This window comes from Leptolyngbya sp. 7M (genome assembly GCF_018128485.1).
On the sequence record NZ_CP070897.1, the window covers coordinates 5726997 to 5742204 of the forward strand.

At 50.4% G+C, this 15208-nt stretch carries 15 protein-coding genes, 3 pseudogenes and 1 riboswitch; of the genes and pseudogenes, 14 read left to right on the plus strand and 4 right to left on the minus strand.

Going from position 1 to position 15208, the window contains the following annotated elements; all coding sequences use genetic code 11:
* Positions 1-47 precede the first annotated feature (47 nt).
* The 5 genes and pseudogenes from JVX88_RS30210 to JVX88_RS39465 all read left to right on the plus strand — a co-directional run bounded on the left by JVX88_RS30210 (position 48) and on the right by JVX88_RS39465 (position 4335).
* Positions 48-776 (plus strand): NB-ARC domain-containing protein, encoded by a 729-nt coding sequence (locus JVX88_RS30210; RefSeq protein WP_211622169.1) that lies wholly within the window; start codon positions 48-50, stop codon positions 774-776.
* A pseudogene (locus tag JVX88_RS44560) lies at positions 769-1071 on the plus strand (WD40 repeat domain-containing protein); the annotation flags it as partial. The gene JVX88_RS30210 and the pseudogene JVX88_RS44560, both read left to right, overlap by 8 nt.
* A gap of 21 nt (positions 1072-1092) precedes the next feature.
* On the plus strand, positions 1093-1491 hold the full coding sequence (locus JVX88_RS30220; RefSeq protein ID WP_225931224.1) for a WD40 repeat domain-containing protein: 399 nt from the start codon (positions 1093-1095) through the stop codon (positions 1489-1491).
* Positions 1457-2872: a non-ribosomal peptide synthetase gene (locus JVX88_RS30225; protein WP_225931225.1), complete on the plus strand. Its 1416-nt coding sequence runs from the start codon at positions 1457-1459 to the stop codon at positions 2870-2872. The genes JVX88_RS30220 and JVX88_RS30225 overlap by 35 nt, the downstream gene beginning before the upstream one ends.
* Positions 2873-3210: 338 nt before the next feature.
* Complete coding sequence (locus tag JVX88_RS39465) at positions 3211-4335, plus strand: FAD-dependent oxidoreductase (protein WP_225931226.1); 1125 nt, start codon at positions 3211-3213, stop codon at positions 4333-4335.
* Between the two features lie 23 nt (positions 4336-4358).
* On the opposite strand, the pseudogene JVX88_RS42480 reads toward JVX88_RS39465, so the two are convergent.
* Positions 4359-5447 (minus strand): annotated as a pseudogene (locus JVX88_RS42480) (S8 family serine peptidase); the annotation flags it as partial.
* Between the two features lie 267 nt (positions 5448-5714).
* Here JVX88_RS42480 and glgA point away from each other — a divergent pair.
* From glgA to JVX88_RS30245, 3 genes are all read left to right on the plus strand, one after another.
* Positions 5715-6974: a glycogen synthase GlgA gene (gene glgA / locus JVX88_RS30235; protein WP_317134675.1), complete on the plus strand. Its 1260-nt coding sequence runs from the start codon at positions 5715-5717 to the stop codon at positions 6972-6974.
* 377 nt (positions 6975-7351) lie between these two features.
* Complete coding sequence (locus tag JVX88_RS30240; RefSeq protein WP_263975311.1) at positions 7352-7663, plus strand: type II toxin-antitoxin system RelE/ParE family toxin; 312 nt, start codon at positions 7352-7354, stop codon at positions 7661-7663.
* Positions 7650-7955 (plus strand): DNA-binding protein, encoded by a 306-nt coding sequence (locus tag JVX88_RS30245; RefSeq protein ID WP_211622174.1) that lies wholly within the window; start codon positions 7650-7652, stop codon positions 7953-7955. The genes JVX88_RS30240 and JVX88_RS30245 overlap by 14 nt, the downstream gene beginning before the upstream one ends.
* Positions 7956-8390: 435 nt before the next feature.
* Here the strand turns inward: JVX88_RS30245 and JVX88_RS30250 are convergent, their stop codons facing one another.
* Positions 8391-9164, minus strand: a complete 774-nt coding sequence (locus JVX88_RS30250) for an ABC-2 family transporter protein (protein WP_211622175.1) — start codon at positions 9162-9164, stop codon at positions 8391-8393.
* A gap of 574 nt (positions 9165-9738) precedes the next feature.
* Between JVX88_RS30250 and JVX88_RS44565 the strand changes: the two are divergent.
* A pseudogene (locus tag JVX88_RS44565) lies at positions 9739-9969 on the plus strand (hypothetical protein); the annotation flags it as partial.
* A 39-nt stretch (positions 9970-10008) separates the two neighbouring features.
* Here JVX88_RS44565 and JVX88_RS30255 read toward each other — a convergent pair.
* Complete coding sequence (locus tag JVX88_RS30255) at positions 10009-11481, minus strand: PAS domain-containing protein (RefSeq protein ID WP_211622176.1); 1473 nt, start codon at positions 11479-11481, stop codon at positions 10009-10011.
* 285 nt (positions 11482-11766) lie between these two features.
* Between JVX88_RS30255 and JVX88_RS30260 the strand changes: the two genes are divergently transcribed.
* The 5 genes from JVX88_RS30260 (at position 11767) to JVX88_RS30280 (ending at position 14756) form a co-directional block, all read left to right on the plus strand.
* A complete protein-coding gene (locus JVX88_RS30260; RefSeq protein WP_211622177.1) occupies positions 11767-12366 on the plus strand; it encodes an RNA polymerase sigma factor in 600 nt (199 codons plus the stop codon).
* Between the two features lie 57 nt (positions 12367-12423).
* Positions 12424-12999 carry a hypothetical protein gene (locus JVX88_RS30265; RefSeq protein WP_211622178.1) on the plus strand — a complete coding sequence of 192 codons (576 nt, stop codon included), beginning with the start codon at positions 12424-12426 and terminating at the stop codon, positions 12997-12999.
* Between the two features lie 50 nt (positions 13000-13049).
* Positions 13050-13119, minus strand: a riboswitch (cyclic di-GMP riboswitch).
* Positions 13120-13265: 146 nt separating this feature from the next.
* Entirely contained in the window at positions 13266-13688 is a 423-nt protein-coding gene (locus tag JVX88_RS30270) for a MerR family DNA-binding protein (RefSeq protein WP_211622179.1), read from the plus strand.
* 50 nt (positions 13689-13738) lie between these two features.
* A complete protein-coding gene (locus JVX88_RS30275; RefSeq protein WP_225931227.1) occupies positions 13739-14359 on the plus strand; it encodes a YHS domain-containing protein in 621 nt (206 codons plus the stop codon).
* Between the two features lie 19 nt (positions 14360-14378).
* Positions 14379-14756 (plus strand): penicillin-binding transpeptidase domain-containing protein, encoded by a 378-nt coding sequence (locus JVX88_RS30280; RefSeq protein ID WP_317134491.1) that lies wholly within the window; start codon positions 14379-14381, stop codon positions 14754-14756.
* Between the two features lie 27 nt (positions 14757-14783).
* On the opposite strand, the gene JVX88_RS30285 is transcribed toward JVX88_RS30280, so the two are convergent.
* Positions 14784-15107, minus strand: coding sequence for a DUF1825 family protein (locus tag JVX88_RS30285; protein ID WP_036002052.1), 324 nt, complete (start codon positions 15105-15107; stop codon positions 14784-14786).
* Between the last annotated feature and the right edge of the window lie 101 nt (positions 15108-15208).

A 15208-nucleotide genomic window follows, 5' to 3' on the forward strand; every position in this document is an offset into this window, starting at 1 on the left:
TCAGATTTGATAGCGGGAAGCCTTTGAGTTGGTCGAGTTAGGCGGATATGGAACGTAAGCGCAGTTCTCGTAAACGGGGGATTGTTTTAACCGCAGAGGGACTGCGAAAATTGCAGGCAGCGCGGCGGCAGGCTGAACTTGCTGATAACTTTGGCGATCGCTATACCCTGGAGGAACTGAGTGAGCGCACTGGAATATCGCTAAAAACTGTCACCAAAGTATTAGACGCTCACAACACGGTTGATAAACCAACCCTGGAGGCTTTTTTCCAGGCATTTCACATCGTGCTAGAGCGGCACGATTATCGCTATCCCAACGATAGCTCAGATGCTCAAGCTCTCAATTCTAATCAAACGCTACAGCGCCTCCAGATCGATTGGGGAGAAGCACCGGATGTCTCGCTGTTCTATGGTCGTCAGGCGGAATTGGCGCAATTGAAGGAATGGGTTAATCCCACAAATGAGCCGTCTCGCCGCTTGGTTGCAATTCTGGGTATGGGCGGTGTCGGTAAAACGGCTCTCGCAACCAAATTAATGCATGATGTTATCAATGATGATGTCAAAAGTTGTCCCTTTGAATATGTGATTTGGCGATCGCTGCGAAATGCACCAACCCTTGAAACCATCCTGATACAGTGGTTAGCGATTCTATCCAATCAACAGGAAACGCAGCCCAATTTGCAAACGCTCTTGTACTACTTACAGCACCATCGCTGTTTACTTGTTTTAGACAATTTAGAGTCAGTTTTGAGTAAAAAAGCAGGCATCTATCGATGATTACCTGATCAGTGGCAGTAGCGATCGCACCATTAAAATTTGGGATCTCACAACCCAAGAACTCCGCCAAACCCTGACTGGCCATGAAGATCAGATTTTTAGCGTTAACGTTCATCCTGATGGTGGCTGGTTGACGAGTGGCAGCCCCGATGGAACTCTGAAACTCTGGCAAATTGACCCACAAACCCTGACTGCAAGCCCTGCGCATACCCTCCAGTGCCAGACCGCTCACATTTTTTCCGTTCTTAGCCCCGATGGTTCCCTTTTAGCCAGCAGTTGCGCGGATCATACCATTCGTTTGTGGGATAGCAAAACGATGCAACCCGTCCGCACGCTTCAGGCTCACAACAGTTGGATTCGTGCCCTCCAATTCAGCCCAGATGGGCAGTCTCTACTCTCAGGCGGAAGCGATTACACCATCAAGTTATGGGACATCAGCAGTGGACAGGTGTTGAAGACCTGGATAGGCTATAGCAACTGGATTTGGTCAGTCGATGTGAGTCGCGATGGAGCTAAGATGATCAGCGGCGGGGGCGATCGCACCGTTCGAGTTTGGGATCTGGCAACGGGTGATTGTTTACAGTCCCTGGGACACACCACCTGGGTACTGGCAGTCGCTTGTTTTGACAGCTTCCGAGCGCCAGCAGTTGCTGATCAACTGGAACCAGACGCACCGAGATATGGGACTGAATCCGTTTCTGCCCGATCGGTTTGAGTTTCAGGTTGCCCAAACGCCGGACCGAATTGCCATCGTATACCAGGATCGGCAGTTGACTTATCAGGAACTGGATAGCCGAGCCAATCAGTTGGCCCATTATTTGCAGGCTCAAGGCATTAGCACAGAATCCCGCGTGGGCATCTGCATGAGCCGATCGCCGGAAATGATAATTGCGCTGCTGGGTGTTCTCAAGGCGGGGGCTGCCTATGTGCCGCTCGACCCCAGCTATCCCACAGAACGGCTGAGCTGGATGATTGAGGATGCCCAGATTGATTTACTGTTAACACAAACTGACATTAGTTTAACCATACTCTCGAATATAGCCTGTCGCTCTTGCATTCTTGATCCACACCTCGATCACAATCGGCAGCCCATTGCCAGCTATCCGGCCTATCCACCCAAGCGGACCCTCAGCGGTTTGAACCTAGCCTACCTGATCTACACCTCTGGCTCGACAGGCAAACCCAAGGGCACGATGCTCACCCATGCCGGACTCAGCAACTATCTAGATTGGTGTCTACAAACCTATTTCAGCGGCAATTCACTCTCGAATCAATTTGGTGCACCCGTGCAGTCCTCTATTAGCTTTGATGCCACCATTACCAGCCTGTACCCGCCGCTGCTGGTCGGGCAATCTATTGTGCTGCTGCCAGAGCAAACCGAACTGGAGTCCCTGAGCCAAGCGTTAGCGCTTTACCCCTTTAGTATTCTGAAGCTCACGCCTGCCCATCTCAAGCTCCTCAGCCAGTGGCAAGCTAGTTCTGATCTACAATCGAATCCTTCGGATCTGCGAGCCAACTGTCATGCCACTGTTGTGATTGGCGGCGAGGCACTAACCGCAGGACATCTCACGGACTGGCGTAGCCTTGCTCCCCATAGTCAATTCGTCAACGAATATGGTCCGACGGAAACGGTGGTCGGCTGCTGTGTCTATACAATTCCTGCCGATCTGGATAGCTCTCGCACTGCATCTATTCCGATTGGACGCCCCATCCACAATACGGAACTCTATATTCTCGATAGTTATCTCCAGCCTGTACCGATTGGCGTTCCTGGCGAGCTATACATTGGCGGTATCGGAGTAGGACGCGGCTATTTCCATCGACCTGATCTGACCGCTGCACGCTTTATTCCGAATCCGTTTCTTGCCAGTAATGCCTCTGATACCCGTCTCTATAAAACTGGCGATCGGGCGCGATACCTAGCAGATGGCACGATTGAATATCTGGGCCGTATCGATCAGCAGGTAAAGCTGCGCGGCTTTCGGATTGAGCTAGAAGAAATTGCGGCAGTCCTCGAACAGCATCCCTTGGTTCAGGCTGCAACCGTAGTTGTAAAAACCGATGAGATCGAGGTAGCCATACCAAAGCAAAGCTAGTTGGGTATCGACATCGAAATTCTGAAAAGCGTTTAACGCAGATTTTGTGCGTTCGTCGATAGTATAAGTCATAGACAACCTCATTGGGAAATTTGTTTACTGACCCGGCGATAAGCCTTGTCTTGGCATACCCTAACGAATGTACGGAACCGAATAATCCAACAAAAGACGGAGATGAAATTGTTTGATTAAACGAGTAAACGTAGGCTGGATAACATTCATCTGGGACATTTTGCAAATAGAGGAAGACATCTGCAAATAGATGGAGTTTTCAAGCACTATTTTGGAATCAGCTAATTTTGTGGCACATTAGAATTCAAACCAGTGGGGAAGATCCTATGAGCAAAAAAGTGGTAATCATTGGTGCAGGTCCAAGCGGAGTTCTGTTAGCCCATTATCTATTGCGTCGGGATAATCAGTATCAGGTCACTATCTATGAGCGGCGCAGCGATCCACGGCTGATGTCTTTCTCTAATGCTAGAACCTTTCCGATTTCCTTAAACGATCGAGGAACTAATGCTCTGTACCAAATTCCCAACGTTGAAGCAGCGGTTAAAAAAGTCAGTTTGGAAATGTATGGAACGGTTTTCCACCAAGCGGGTAAAACCAGAGTAACGACACGGGAAAGATCATTAGTAACATTAGATCGAACGAATCTTGTTATACTGCTACTGGAACTACTGCAAGCTTATGATAATAACCATTTGAATCTTTACTTTAACCATCAATGCACTCAAGTTAATCTAGAAGCCAAAACAGCGACGATTCAATTCCTGACCACAGGAGAAAGGCATACGGTTCCCTATGACCTGCTGATAGGAGCAGATGGCTCCCATTCGACTGTAAGAGCTGCTTTTCTACCCCACGATCTGTTTGAATTTGAGCAAAAGTATGTCTTGAATGACTACAAATCAATTTTTTTGGCTCACCCTCAGTCCCATCCCGAAATCAAGTTAGAAGCGGGAAAAATTCACTCCTGGAGAACTAACGATGGCACCTTTATTGTACTGCTGCATCAGTATGACGGGACGATGGGGGGCGTGATCTTGTTTCCGCGTCAGCATAATCAGGTCGCTCAGCTCGCTAGTTGCGAAGACGTTTTACAGTATCTTCAGCAGCATTTTCCCGAAGTTGGTCAGATGATGACTGAGGCTGAAGCCGAAGCTTTTCTGAAACGCCCCATAGCTCGAGTTTTAACAACGAGTTGCAGTCATTATCACTACAGCAACAGCGTATTATTGATCGGCGATGCCATTCATGCAGTATCACCGGCGATTGGACAAGGATGCAACGCCGCCCTCGAAGATGTTGCCATACTGAATAGTCTGTTGAACGAAACTGGAGATGATCTGAAAATTGCCCTAGAGCAATTTACCCTACGCCGTAAAAAGGATGCCCATGCCTTACCATCCGGGCAGGTACCGCCGCAGTTACCAGCCGCAAACAAGACCAGAATGCCTTGATTAATCGCCTCGACTACTTTTCGCGTAAAAGGATGATTCGGGTCGCGGGCATAGACGCTGTCCCAAGCTTCCTGAAAAATTCCCCAACTGTTGCTAAGAATGTGGGGAGTGCCATCGACTCGGTGCTGATTGATGGCCCATTGAAACCCAGCTAAGGCTGCCGAAATGGTGGCCGAGGTAGACCCGCCTGAAATTCGGATGTCATAGATTCGCGCTTGCGGAGCCATGCCTAAAACATCAGTAGCACACATGTTGCCATGTTCACTCCAGGCAGATGCCCGTGTTCCCCAGTCCGCAGTCGGCCAACCGCCAATCACTCGTGGAATTCGACGCGAGGTTTCACCAGCCAGCACCGGGCGACCTTCAGCCGTAATTCCTCCATCCACCACGCCGACCACAATCCCTTCACCCCGGTGGCCAGTTGCCCAAATCCGATCCACACCCAAGTAGGTCGCGACATCGGCAATTGTTCCCTTTGCAGTTCCTGAAGCACAATCGCAAGTCCCAATCGGACAGGTTGCAGCGGCTGCGGTTGACAATACTAATGGAGTACTCTGTCGTTCCGGCAGTGTGCTAATAAAGGGAGCAATCGGAGTGTCGCGGTAGACTTTTATCACATTCGGTTGTGCTTCTAGTTCCGGGATCCGGCTCGCTTCAATTTGCCCGCGCACAATCATAATCTCCTCATTCTCGGCGAACTGAACCGCCATTTCTGGAGATGGATTCATCGGGATCGGGTCGTAATTTGTATCCATCTGGAAGCTAGCAATCGTTCTCTCTTGAACCAATTGCATCGCGGCCATTTCCGGGTTTCTCGGTACTTTTAATTCCACCAGAATTGACTGCAAACCACTTGATGTTTCGATACCATTCGCTTCCTGAAGCGGTACACTACTGAGTGTTGAATCCGAATTCGCTGATGAAATTTCTCCGCCGCTTTGTGAACCTGCTGAATCCAGGCTTGCCGATGGAATTTCTCCACCATTGTATTCATTGTTATGTATAGCTACTGAATCCAGATTCGCTGATGGAATTTCTCCGCCATTATGTGTAGATTCTAAATTCAGGCTGAGTGACGAAATTTCTCCACCGCTCTGTTGTTCCCTGGTCATTTGAATTTCTCCTTGAATATGTCAAAGTATTGATTTAGAGCGATTGCTCCTTGTTGTTGCTGTAATAGGTTATTCGAGCTATCCATACCGTAGCAATCGATCGTGAATTCATCGTTCACAGCAGCGTGAATTGGCAAAATTTTTGCCTCGCTTTTGAAATCTTTTTGCAGAATACAGGGCTGTTAACGTTCCTAAGTATCTCGGCATAATTAAAAACCAGATTCAAAACCCTGCGCGGGCGGCGCAGGGTTTTGGGTTTTATGTTTAATCACGGTTTATTGCGGCTGGGTGCATGGACGGCTCTGCTTCTTTATTGAACCCCACTCTCAGGATAATTTCTTTAATCGTGGCTGTTACTATGGTGCACTTGACGACCACCTGCGCTTTGCCTTTTTCAGTAAGGCGGCCCTAGAATTTTTGCAGCGCAGTAACAAAAAGCCGGACGTGATTCATTGCCACGATTGGCAAACCGGACTAGTGCCGGTGCTGCTGTTTGAGATCTACAAATACCATGGCTTGGAGTATCAGCGCGTCTGCTACACGATTCACAATTTCAAGCATCAAGGCATTGCGGGCGTAAATGTACTTTGGGCCACCGGGCTGAATAATGAACCTTACTACTTCCAGTACGACCGTTTACAGGATAATTTCAATCCTTTTGCCCTCAACTTTATGAAGGGCGGTATTGTCTACTCTAACTTTGTTACTACCGTCTCACCGCATCACGCCTGGGAAGCCCATTACGGTGAGTTCGGCTATGGTTTGGGGCATACGCTGCATGTCCATCAGCATAAGTTTGGCGGCATTCTCAACGGGATTGACTACGATGTTTGGAATCCCGAAATTGACCGCTATATTCCCTACCAGTACAGTCAAGCCAATATTGACGAAAAGTTGAAAAACAAAAAGGCACTGCGCGAACGGCTGTGGTTGGCCCAGGACGATAAGCCGTTGATTTGCTATATCGGTCGCTTGGATGATCAAAAGGGTGTGCATTTAGTTCATCATGCCATCTATTACGCCATGCACCGCAACGCCCAGTTTGTGCTGTTGGGGTCGGCTACGGAACCGGGGATTAACAACTGGTTTTGGCATGAAAAGAATTTCTTAAACAATAACCCCGATGTGCATCTGGAACTGGGCTTCAACGAAGAATTGTCTCATCTGATCTATGCCGGTGCCGATATGATCGTGGTACCTAGTAACTTCGAGCCGTGCGGTCTGACACAGATGATTGGTCTCAAATACGGTACGGTACCAATTGTCCGCGGCGTAGGCGGCTTGGTCAATACCGTGTTTGACCGCGACTATGACCAGTTCCACAAACCTGAAGAGCGCAACGGCTATGTGTTCTACCAAACCGACCAGCAGGCACTAGAATCCGCAATGGACCGAGCCATCGGGCTGTGGTACCACTATCCGAAGGAATTCCGCCAGCTCGTTAAACAAGGCATGGAATACGACTATTCCTGGAACCACCCCGGCGAAGATTACCTCAAAATCTACGACTTCATTCGGCACCACTGAAAGCGACCTCACTCCCGGTGGCTAGCTTGTATTACACGGCTCCAACGTTTTGTCAGTCAATATTTCTCTCAACGTTCAATTTAATATTCAGCTAAGCAGGACAAACAGGGGACATAGGCCCCCTGTCTAGTAGCTATTTTTAGAGCATGGTCTCAATTACTGCAAAGATTCGAAACCAGTCTGTTCCTTTACGCTTACCACCACGGGGCATATTGACACCAACATCAAAAATTTTCTACTGGCTCATTCAAATTGAATTGTAGCGTATAGAATGATTTTGTCACTATTATACTGTGAATTTGTGACAAAATCAAAAACTCTTATTTAGAGGGGATTGGAAGGCTATGGGAGCACAGCCACTGGAGGTGGTTTTATACGTGAAAGAAGACAATGCCTGCCCGTTTGAACGTTGGCTGGAATCCCTGCGCGACAGACAAGCACGCGCTAGAATCAAAAAAAGACTTGATCGAATTGGATTGGGCAATCTGGGAGACTTCAAGCCTGTTGGCGCAGGAGTTATGGAACTCAGAATTGACTACGGCTCTGGTTATCGCATCTACTTTGCCCGATCCGGAGCAACAATCATTCTATTACTTTGCGGCGGCGACAAAAGTACTCAAGATCAGGATATTCTTAAGGCAAAGCAATATTGGACGGATTTTCAAAATAGACAAAATGCCAACCTATAAGAGCTACCATTCCTATCTGATCGAATCCCTCAAAGATCCGATAGAAGCGGCTGCTTATCTAGATGCAGTCTTAGAAGATGGTGATCTAGAGCATATTCTATTGGCACTGAAAAATGTGGCAGAAGCCCGAAAGAATATAGTTGATGCTGCGAACGAACCAGATTCTGATTGGGAGAATTGTTATCAATTGCTTGCTCAGGGAGAAACACCAACCCTGCAAGCGATCGCTACCCTACTTAACAAACTAGGCTTAAAGCTATCGGTTACTGTTAAACAAGAGCAAGCTGCTTGATTGGGTTGTCCTTTAGCTATCGTCTCTGAGCGTAGCCCAACTGGGGTAGTAGGATTGCCGTTAAAAAAATCGCCAACTGGGTTGCCACAATACTGGGACCAGACGGCAAATGTACTGTCCAACAAAACTGAGGGTGATAAGTAGAACAACATAATTAAACATGAAACCCAAAGGAGGTGTTGTCGCCGCCCTTCGGACGGCGACAACACTCTGAGCTTGGTTTTAATTCAGTTGAATTACTTAATGACGATCGCCAGCGATGATGAATAAATGATGTTGAGTAAGGCATCTGTCCATAACCCTCTTGTATCACTCTAGGCAAAGAAAAAAATACGATCAACCGGATGATCCAGATCGCTCAGCCTGACAGCTATGAGGAACTGTCTCTCCTACTCCTTCTGCGCCAACGCATGAAAAATCTTGCCCAGATACTGCTCACGCTCCCATACCCGAATATTGTCGCAGACCGCGTTTCCAGAACCAGCGATTTAGCACCAAGAAGAGAAGAATCCAGCCGATCATGACCAGCAGACCTAAGCCAATATTCACAGGTAGGCCAACCAAAATACTGGCTGGAAAGCCAATCATGTAGGGAAACGGCGTAAACAGAACAATTTGGCGCACCAACGGCGGGAAAATTGGGCCACGAGGTCCTCCAATAATCTCAACAGAATTCCCATTACGAGCGGTCAGCACAAAAAGTTGCCCCGCTCGGTTAAAGGCCAAATCCCTAGGTCCAGGGAGGAGGAAACCAACCGTGTCCAAGATGCGGCCTGTTCTAGGATCTACCTTTTCAATATTGCCCCTCACAGTACTAGCATAGATCGCACCATCAGGGCCAAATGTAATTCCAGTTGTAAGGGTGGTTCCAATAGCTAGTGGTCTGATAAATGCCCCTGTACGCCCATCGAACTCCTGAATAAATCCTTGTCTAGAGAGAGAAAAAAGGTTGCCATTAAAACCGATCGCTAAGTCAGTTGTGCCGATGGGCGGGTCAGCAAATGCCCTCGCTTGATTCTGAGCAATCCTGGTGATGATCGAAAACCGATCGCTCGCGTTTCCGACAAACAGACCGTTTCTACTGACAGCTAAGCCAGTTGGAATCCCTGAAAGACGTTGTTGTGACAACAACCGACCGGTCGTCGTATTGTAGGCTTGAACAGCTCCGATATTTCCGTTGAAGTTGACTGATACAAGCAGGGTAGACATGTTAATTCACCTTTAGATCGGACCACCTAGTATGTAAGGCGATACCGTATTGCAATACGGTAGTCGAGATATTTTTGCCAATTGCTCATACGAGCTTCTCTGCGCTAGTCGCAAAACGCAACCTCTCTTTTGAAGAAAAGTTATTACCTTACAGCGTTTTTCACTCATGTGAGGTACAGGGGGTGTGGGGGCTTCGCCCCCACACAGGGGCAGTGCCCCTGCACCCCGTTTTTCGTACTTCACTAGCCTGAAAAAGGCTGTATCAAGGCCATTCGTTGAAAAAGCGTGGAGCAACAAAGGGCTGAAGTAGTGGGGCAAGGCTTGTTCCGGCATCAAACCTGCTCTACTCGTTTGTTGCTCCACGATTCACCCTTCAGACTGCGGTAGGAGTTGTTGGCAGACTGTCGAGTTTGCGTTGTCCTTTAGCCTAAAATGGGGACTTGTCCCGAAGCAACGTGCTTTCCAGAGCGATGGAAACCCTTGTAAGATTAGGAACAAGTACTTCGGAACTACTCTTTGACTTCGGGACACTTCCTGCCTTTTTTGGTAGCCTCACGCTCCCTAGCATTCTTCTATGCCGAGACTGAGTACCAGCGATCGAGCTAAAATCCGAGCAGCCCGCCTTCTAGAGCAGCTAATCGCCTTCGCTAACAACGAGCGGCCCGATTGCGAATCCCTGTCTAAGCAACTGACGGCCCGCTGGGATCTCCAGTTCACTCAACCGCGGTTAATTGTCCAGACAACGCTGAATGGCTTGGCGGCCTTAATAAATCCTTCACCAGCACAGTCAAACCAGGCCATAAAAGAACATGTTCGTCATGATCTGCGCCTATTGCGCGATTTTTTAGAAATTTTGGAGGATAAAGGTAGTGCCATGCTCCAGCTCGCTAGCAATTGTCAGTTCGCCCCCCAACAACCTGACAAACTCTCGGCTAATTGGCAATCCCAAGCCAGTTCCGTCCGGGTGCGCCTTCTGTAGTTTTGACTGTACAAACGGTTCAAATAGGCTTTCAAGCTCATTTGCAGCAATCCCAGGTCCCGTATCGCTGACCTCAAAATGCAGAACGAGACAGGGTTGAACATTCTCCTTGGCTTCATACCCACTTGCCTCTGGCACACCCTCCACCTCCACCCGCAATGTAATCTGTCCCTCCTGAGTAAACTTGACCGCATTGCTGAGCAGGTTAATCAGAATTTGGCGCAGCTTACCAGCGTCGGTCTGGACATATTGAGGCAGGTTGGGGGCGAGCTGGCAGAGAATCTGTAATCCTTTCTGTTCGGCTCGCAGACGAAACATCTGCTCTAGCGTCGTGAGAAACTCGTGCAAATCGAAGCTGATCAGATTGAAGGTTGACCGTCCGGCCTCAATCTTGGACATTTCCAGGATGTCGTTGATCAGGTTGAGCAGGTGTTCGCCACTGCGGTTGATGATTGTAATTTGCTCTTGTTGCGCTTTCGACAGGGCCGGGTGGTTGGCCAGCAGTTGACTGAAGCCAAGAATGGCATTGAGCGGCGTGCGTAGCTCGTGGCTCATGTTGGCGAGAAAGGTGCTTTTGGCTTGGTTGGCGGCTTCGGCGGCTTCTTTCGCCTGTTGCAATTCCATTTCAGCCTGCCGGCGCAGGGTGATATCGCTGAGCGAGCCAATGGCTCGAATCGGAGTACCGGTTTCATCCCAGACGGCTTTGCCTCTGGCTAAGAGCCATTTGTAACTGCCATCCTTACAGCGCATGCGGTACTCCGACGTATACACAGGAGTTTCTCGATTCAGATAGTTTTGGAATGCGGTTTGCAAAACCGGTTGATCGTCGGGGTGAATGCAGCCAAACCATTTTTCAAAGGTATCAATTTCTTTGTAATCGTATCCCAACATTTCCATACAGCGGGGAGACAAGAAATGTTCATCGGTAATCAAATTGTGATCCCAAATGCCATCATTACCACCTTCAATAGCTAATTGCCAACGTTCTTCACTTTGTCGGAGCGCATCTTCAACTTGTTTGCGCTCTGTAATATCCATTGCAGTTCCAAACAGTTGAATTACCTGTCCGTAGCTGTCTCGTACCACTTCTCCTCGCCCTAGCAGATCGCGAATCAAACCGTCCGGACGAATGATGCGATGTTCAATTTCATAAGGCGTTCCATTGCTGATGGCCTGTTTTATGATTGTTTGCATCAAGCTACGCTCATCGGGATGCAGCAGTTGCACATACTCGGCATAGGTTGGTTCTGGTTGGGTTGGGTCGAGGCCAAAGATGCGGAAGAGTTCTTCGGACCAGGTGATTTTTTGTGTTGCTAAATCGCCGACGTCCTTCGCCACGGTGCCCTTTCAGCCCAGGTCATCCGCCTCGACGACGCCGGCCCGGCGCCAGTCCTTGAGACCCGATACCTCTTCCCAAACCAAGACCGGCTCAACACGTACATCCGCGAGCACGCACCGGCCTTGCGCGCACAAGGCCTGTCGCTGTTCCCGCCATCATCTGGCGTTGTGTTCCATCGTCGATCCGGGCCCGTCCTCGCCCAGATCCACACAAGCCCCTGACGGACACCCCTCCCGATCGGCGTGCAAACGGCTGACTCTCGCGCCGTCCGATACATTCCCACCGTGGCCACCCGAACCGACGAGCAACTCCTGGCCTCCTATCGCGAGGGCGAGGTGGACGCCATGCGCCAGCTCATCATTCGGCATCAGGACGACCTGCTCCGCTTCCTCATCCGGCTCTGCGGTGACCGACAGATGGCCGAGGACGTCTTTCAGGAGGCCTTTCTCCAGGTTCACATCTCCGCCGATACCTTCGACACCTCCCGTCGATTCAAACCCTGGCTTTTCACCATCGCCGCGAACAAAGCCAGGGACATGCTCCGTAAGAGGAGTCGGCGGCAGGAGGTCGATCTCGCCGCCCCGATTGGATCTTCCGATGGCGGCGGCACCACCCTCATCGACCTGCTCGAGATCGATCTGCCGTCCCCGGCTCAGGGGATCACCGATCGGGAAAGAGACGACCTCGTCCAGCGCGCCATCGACCTCATGCCACACCCGTTGAAGGAGATCCTGCTCTTGGCCTACTTCAACCGACTCAGCTACGCCCAGATCGCCGAGGAGCTCGACATCCCCCTGGGCACCGTGAAGTCTCGCCTGCATTCCGCGGTCGCGACCTTCGCCCGCAACTGGCAGATCGTCAACCGTCGCGACACAAGTGCCTGATCGCCAGTAAACACTGGGTCCCGCTTGCCGTCGAACGCCCCCGCACGATTCCCACGCATGGATCCGTCGCCCGCCATCTCGCCCGTCGCACCAGTGGCTCTTGACCCGGAGAGCGCCGACGCGATCGAGCCCGCGATCTCGGCCCCCGCCCCGACAGGCGAGGCGAGGACAGAGGCCGCCCGACGATTGCTCTCGCTCCTCGACACAACCGCATCGGCCGATCCCGCGCTTGCAGATGTGACGATGGCCCGCATCTTCCGCCTTCGCGCCGCCGCCGCACGTGGGCAGCCCTATCTCAGCGACGACGACGAGGAGGCGGTTGACGGCTGGGTTCTGGCCGAGCAGCAGGCCGCGAGGGTCTCCCCGCCCCTGCGATCGCGCGCCCAGCGGCTCCAGCAGATCGGCGAGGCCCTCATGGGCGGCGCCCCGGTCGCGTCCGGGGACGCGCTGCTGACAAGAACCCTGGCCAGGATCGCCGAGCACGAGGCCGTCCGCCGTGACGCGATGCGACTCGAGCCCGCGCGACCCCAGCGGCTGGCGCGGAACGCCGCGTCCGTTACCAATGATGTCATCAACAAGGATTGCAACCGGTCGCGCAGACGATTGGGCCGACACATCAATAAAAGCGGCTAAAATGATGAATAGAACGAAAACGGTTGTGCGGATCAGATATATAACCTCACTTCGGCAGCCGGACGATCTTTTAATTCCTGGCTTTGCGTTCCCTGTTAAAAGGGATTGCCTTTTCGGATAAGGTGCCCGCTCTTTCCTAAGCGGTCATTCTGTCGGTGTTATCTGAAAATACAGAACCACCATTTAAACGAAAGGGGGAAAACTGCCTTTATTCCTGAAAAAAGGAGAGTATGCTGGAAATCAGCATCTTGGGGTAACCTTATAATATGATGACCGCCGCCATTCTTGCAAGAAAAACCGACACACCTATTTTCACCATTCGCTATTACACGCGAATTGGCCTGCTGAAACCTTCGCGAGACGTCTCGAACGGCTACAAGCTTTATAAACAGAGCGACAAAGACCGCATAAAATTCATCAACTCGGCAAAAAACCTAGGCTTTACGCTCAGCGAGATCCAAAACATCCTGAACCACGCCGCAGATCACAATTCGCCGTGCCCGATGGTCCGTGAGCTGGTCGAAAAGCGAATAGAAGAGACCAAGAAGAAAATACGCGAGATGCAAAAGCTTCGGAGGCGTCTCGAAAAGGCCGCCGAAGAGTGGAAAACAATGAAGAACTCAACGCCCGATGGCCACTCGGTCTGTCGCCTGATCGAATCATTTGCTGAATTTGATGAAACGGCTTGACTTGATAGTTAGTAGCAGGTTGTAGAATCGTTTTGGAGGTCGGAATGACTATGAAGAACGATAGGATTGAGACACCGGCTAACATTGTGCAGATCGGCAGAAAGCCCGCTGCCCCCGAAGCTCAACATCAACACATTGACCCTGTTTGCAAGATGGTGGTAATGCCCGAAACGGCAGCTGCCTCATTCAAATATAAAGACGAGACCTTTTACTTCTGCAACCCGGGATGCAAAACAAAATTTGAAGATGAACCCGAGAAGTATCTGTCTGTTACAACTGAATCTGTTATAGGAAGCTGCTGCGGAACCACGCCAAACGTAGAAAAGGGCTTCATCGATCCTGTATGTGGAATGACCGTTGGTGCGGCCACCACTTCAGGTTCACATCAACACAATGGTGAAACTCACTACTTTTGTTCGACCGGCTGCTTGACCAAGTTCAAGGCGAATCCCGAAAAGTATCTGAGCCCATCCGAACCCCAAGACCTTCCGCCCGACGTCGAATACACCTGCCCGATGCACCCCGAAATAGTTCAGATCGGTCCGGGTTCTTGTCCGAAGTGTGGAATGGCCTTGGAGCCAAAAGAGATCAGCCTAGACGACCAGCCCGACCCGGAACTCATCGATATGAAGCGGAGGTTCTGGATATGCCAATGGCGGCTGGCATTCTGAAACGACAACGATTGTGCAAGTGACCGACAGTAAGGGCAATGTTTTGCTCGACAATACTCCGCGTCCTCAGCTCGTACTAGACCCGTGGGCGGTGGCAGCCCTCAACTCGACGCTACAGGATGTGATCACACGAGGCACAGGGACAGCGGCTCGGATCGATCGCCCTGCCGCAGGTAAAACTGGAACCACCTCGGCAGAACGCGACATCTGGTTTGTCGGCTATGTCCCTCAACTGGCGGTAGCGGTTTGGGTTGGCAACGACGACTATAGCCCTATCGGCACAGGAGCAACGGGTGGTGGCTATGTTGCCCCGGTCTGGCGCAGCTTCATGTACAAAGCGCTAGAAGGCGTCCCGGTTGAGACCTTTAAGCCGATGTCGAATTTTGTTAAGCCCTAGCCCTTTTTTCTACTTTTTCTACTTTTCCTACGGCATTCGTTCCAGTTCGGCCTTCATCCGTTCTAGCGTCAGGTGCATTTGGTCGAACATTTGCTGAGGCGTGACGCCAAATTGGCCGAGTTGGGTTTTGAGCTGCTCTACGGTCATTTGAGCCATAAAATCTTCTGAAAGTTCAAAGCGCTTCATAAACACCCGATAGCGCTCCATCATCGCTTCCATTTGTTCAATGAAGATTTTTTTGCCTTCCCGGTCAAATTTGCCGTAGTCTGAACCCAAACGCATTAAGGATTGGTAATCCTCAAATAGCTGTTTTGCTTCTTGTTGAACAATTTCAGAATCGAAAAATCCCATCGTTCTTTACTATGGATTTCCTAGTGCATCTTCTATGCGTGTTCCTAATCCACTAAGTGGAGATTCTGTCAGTTGAAACGCTTAATTTCCCTGGCCACCAT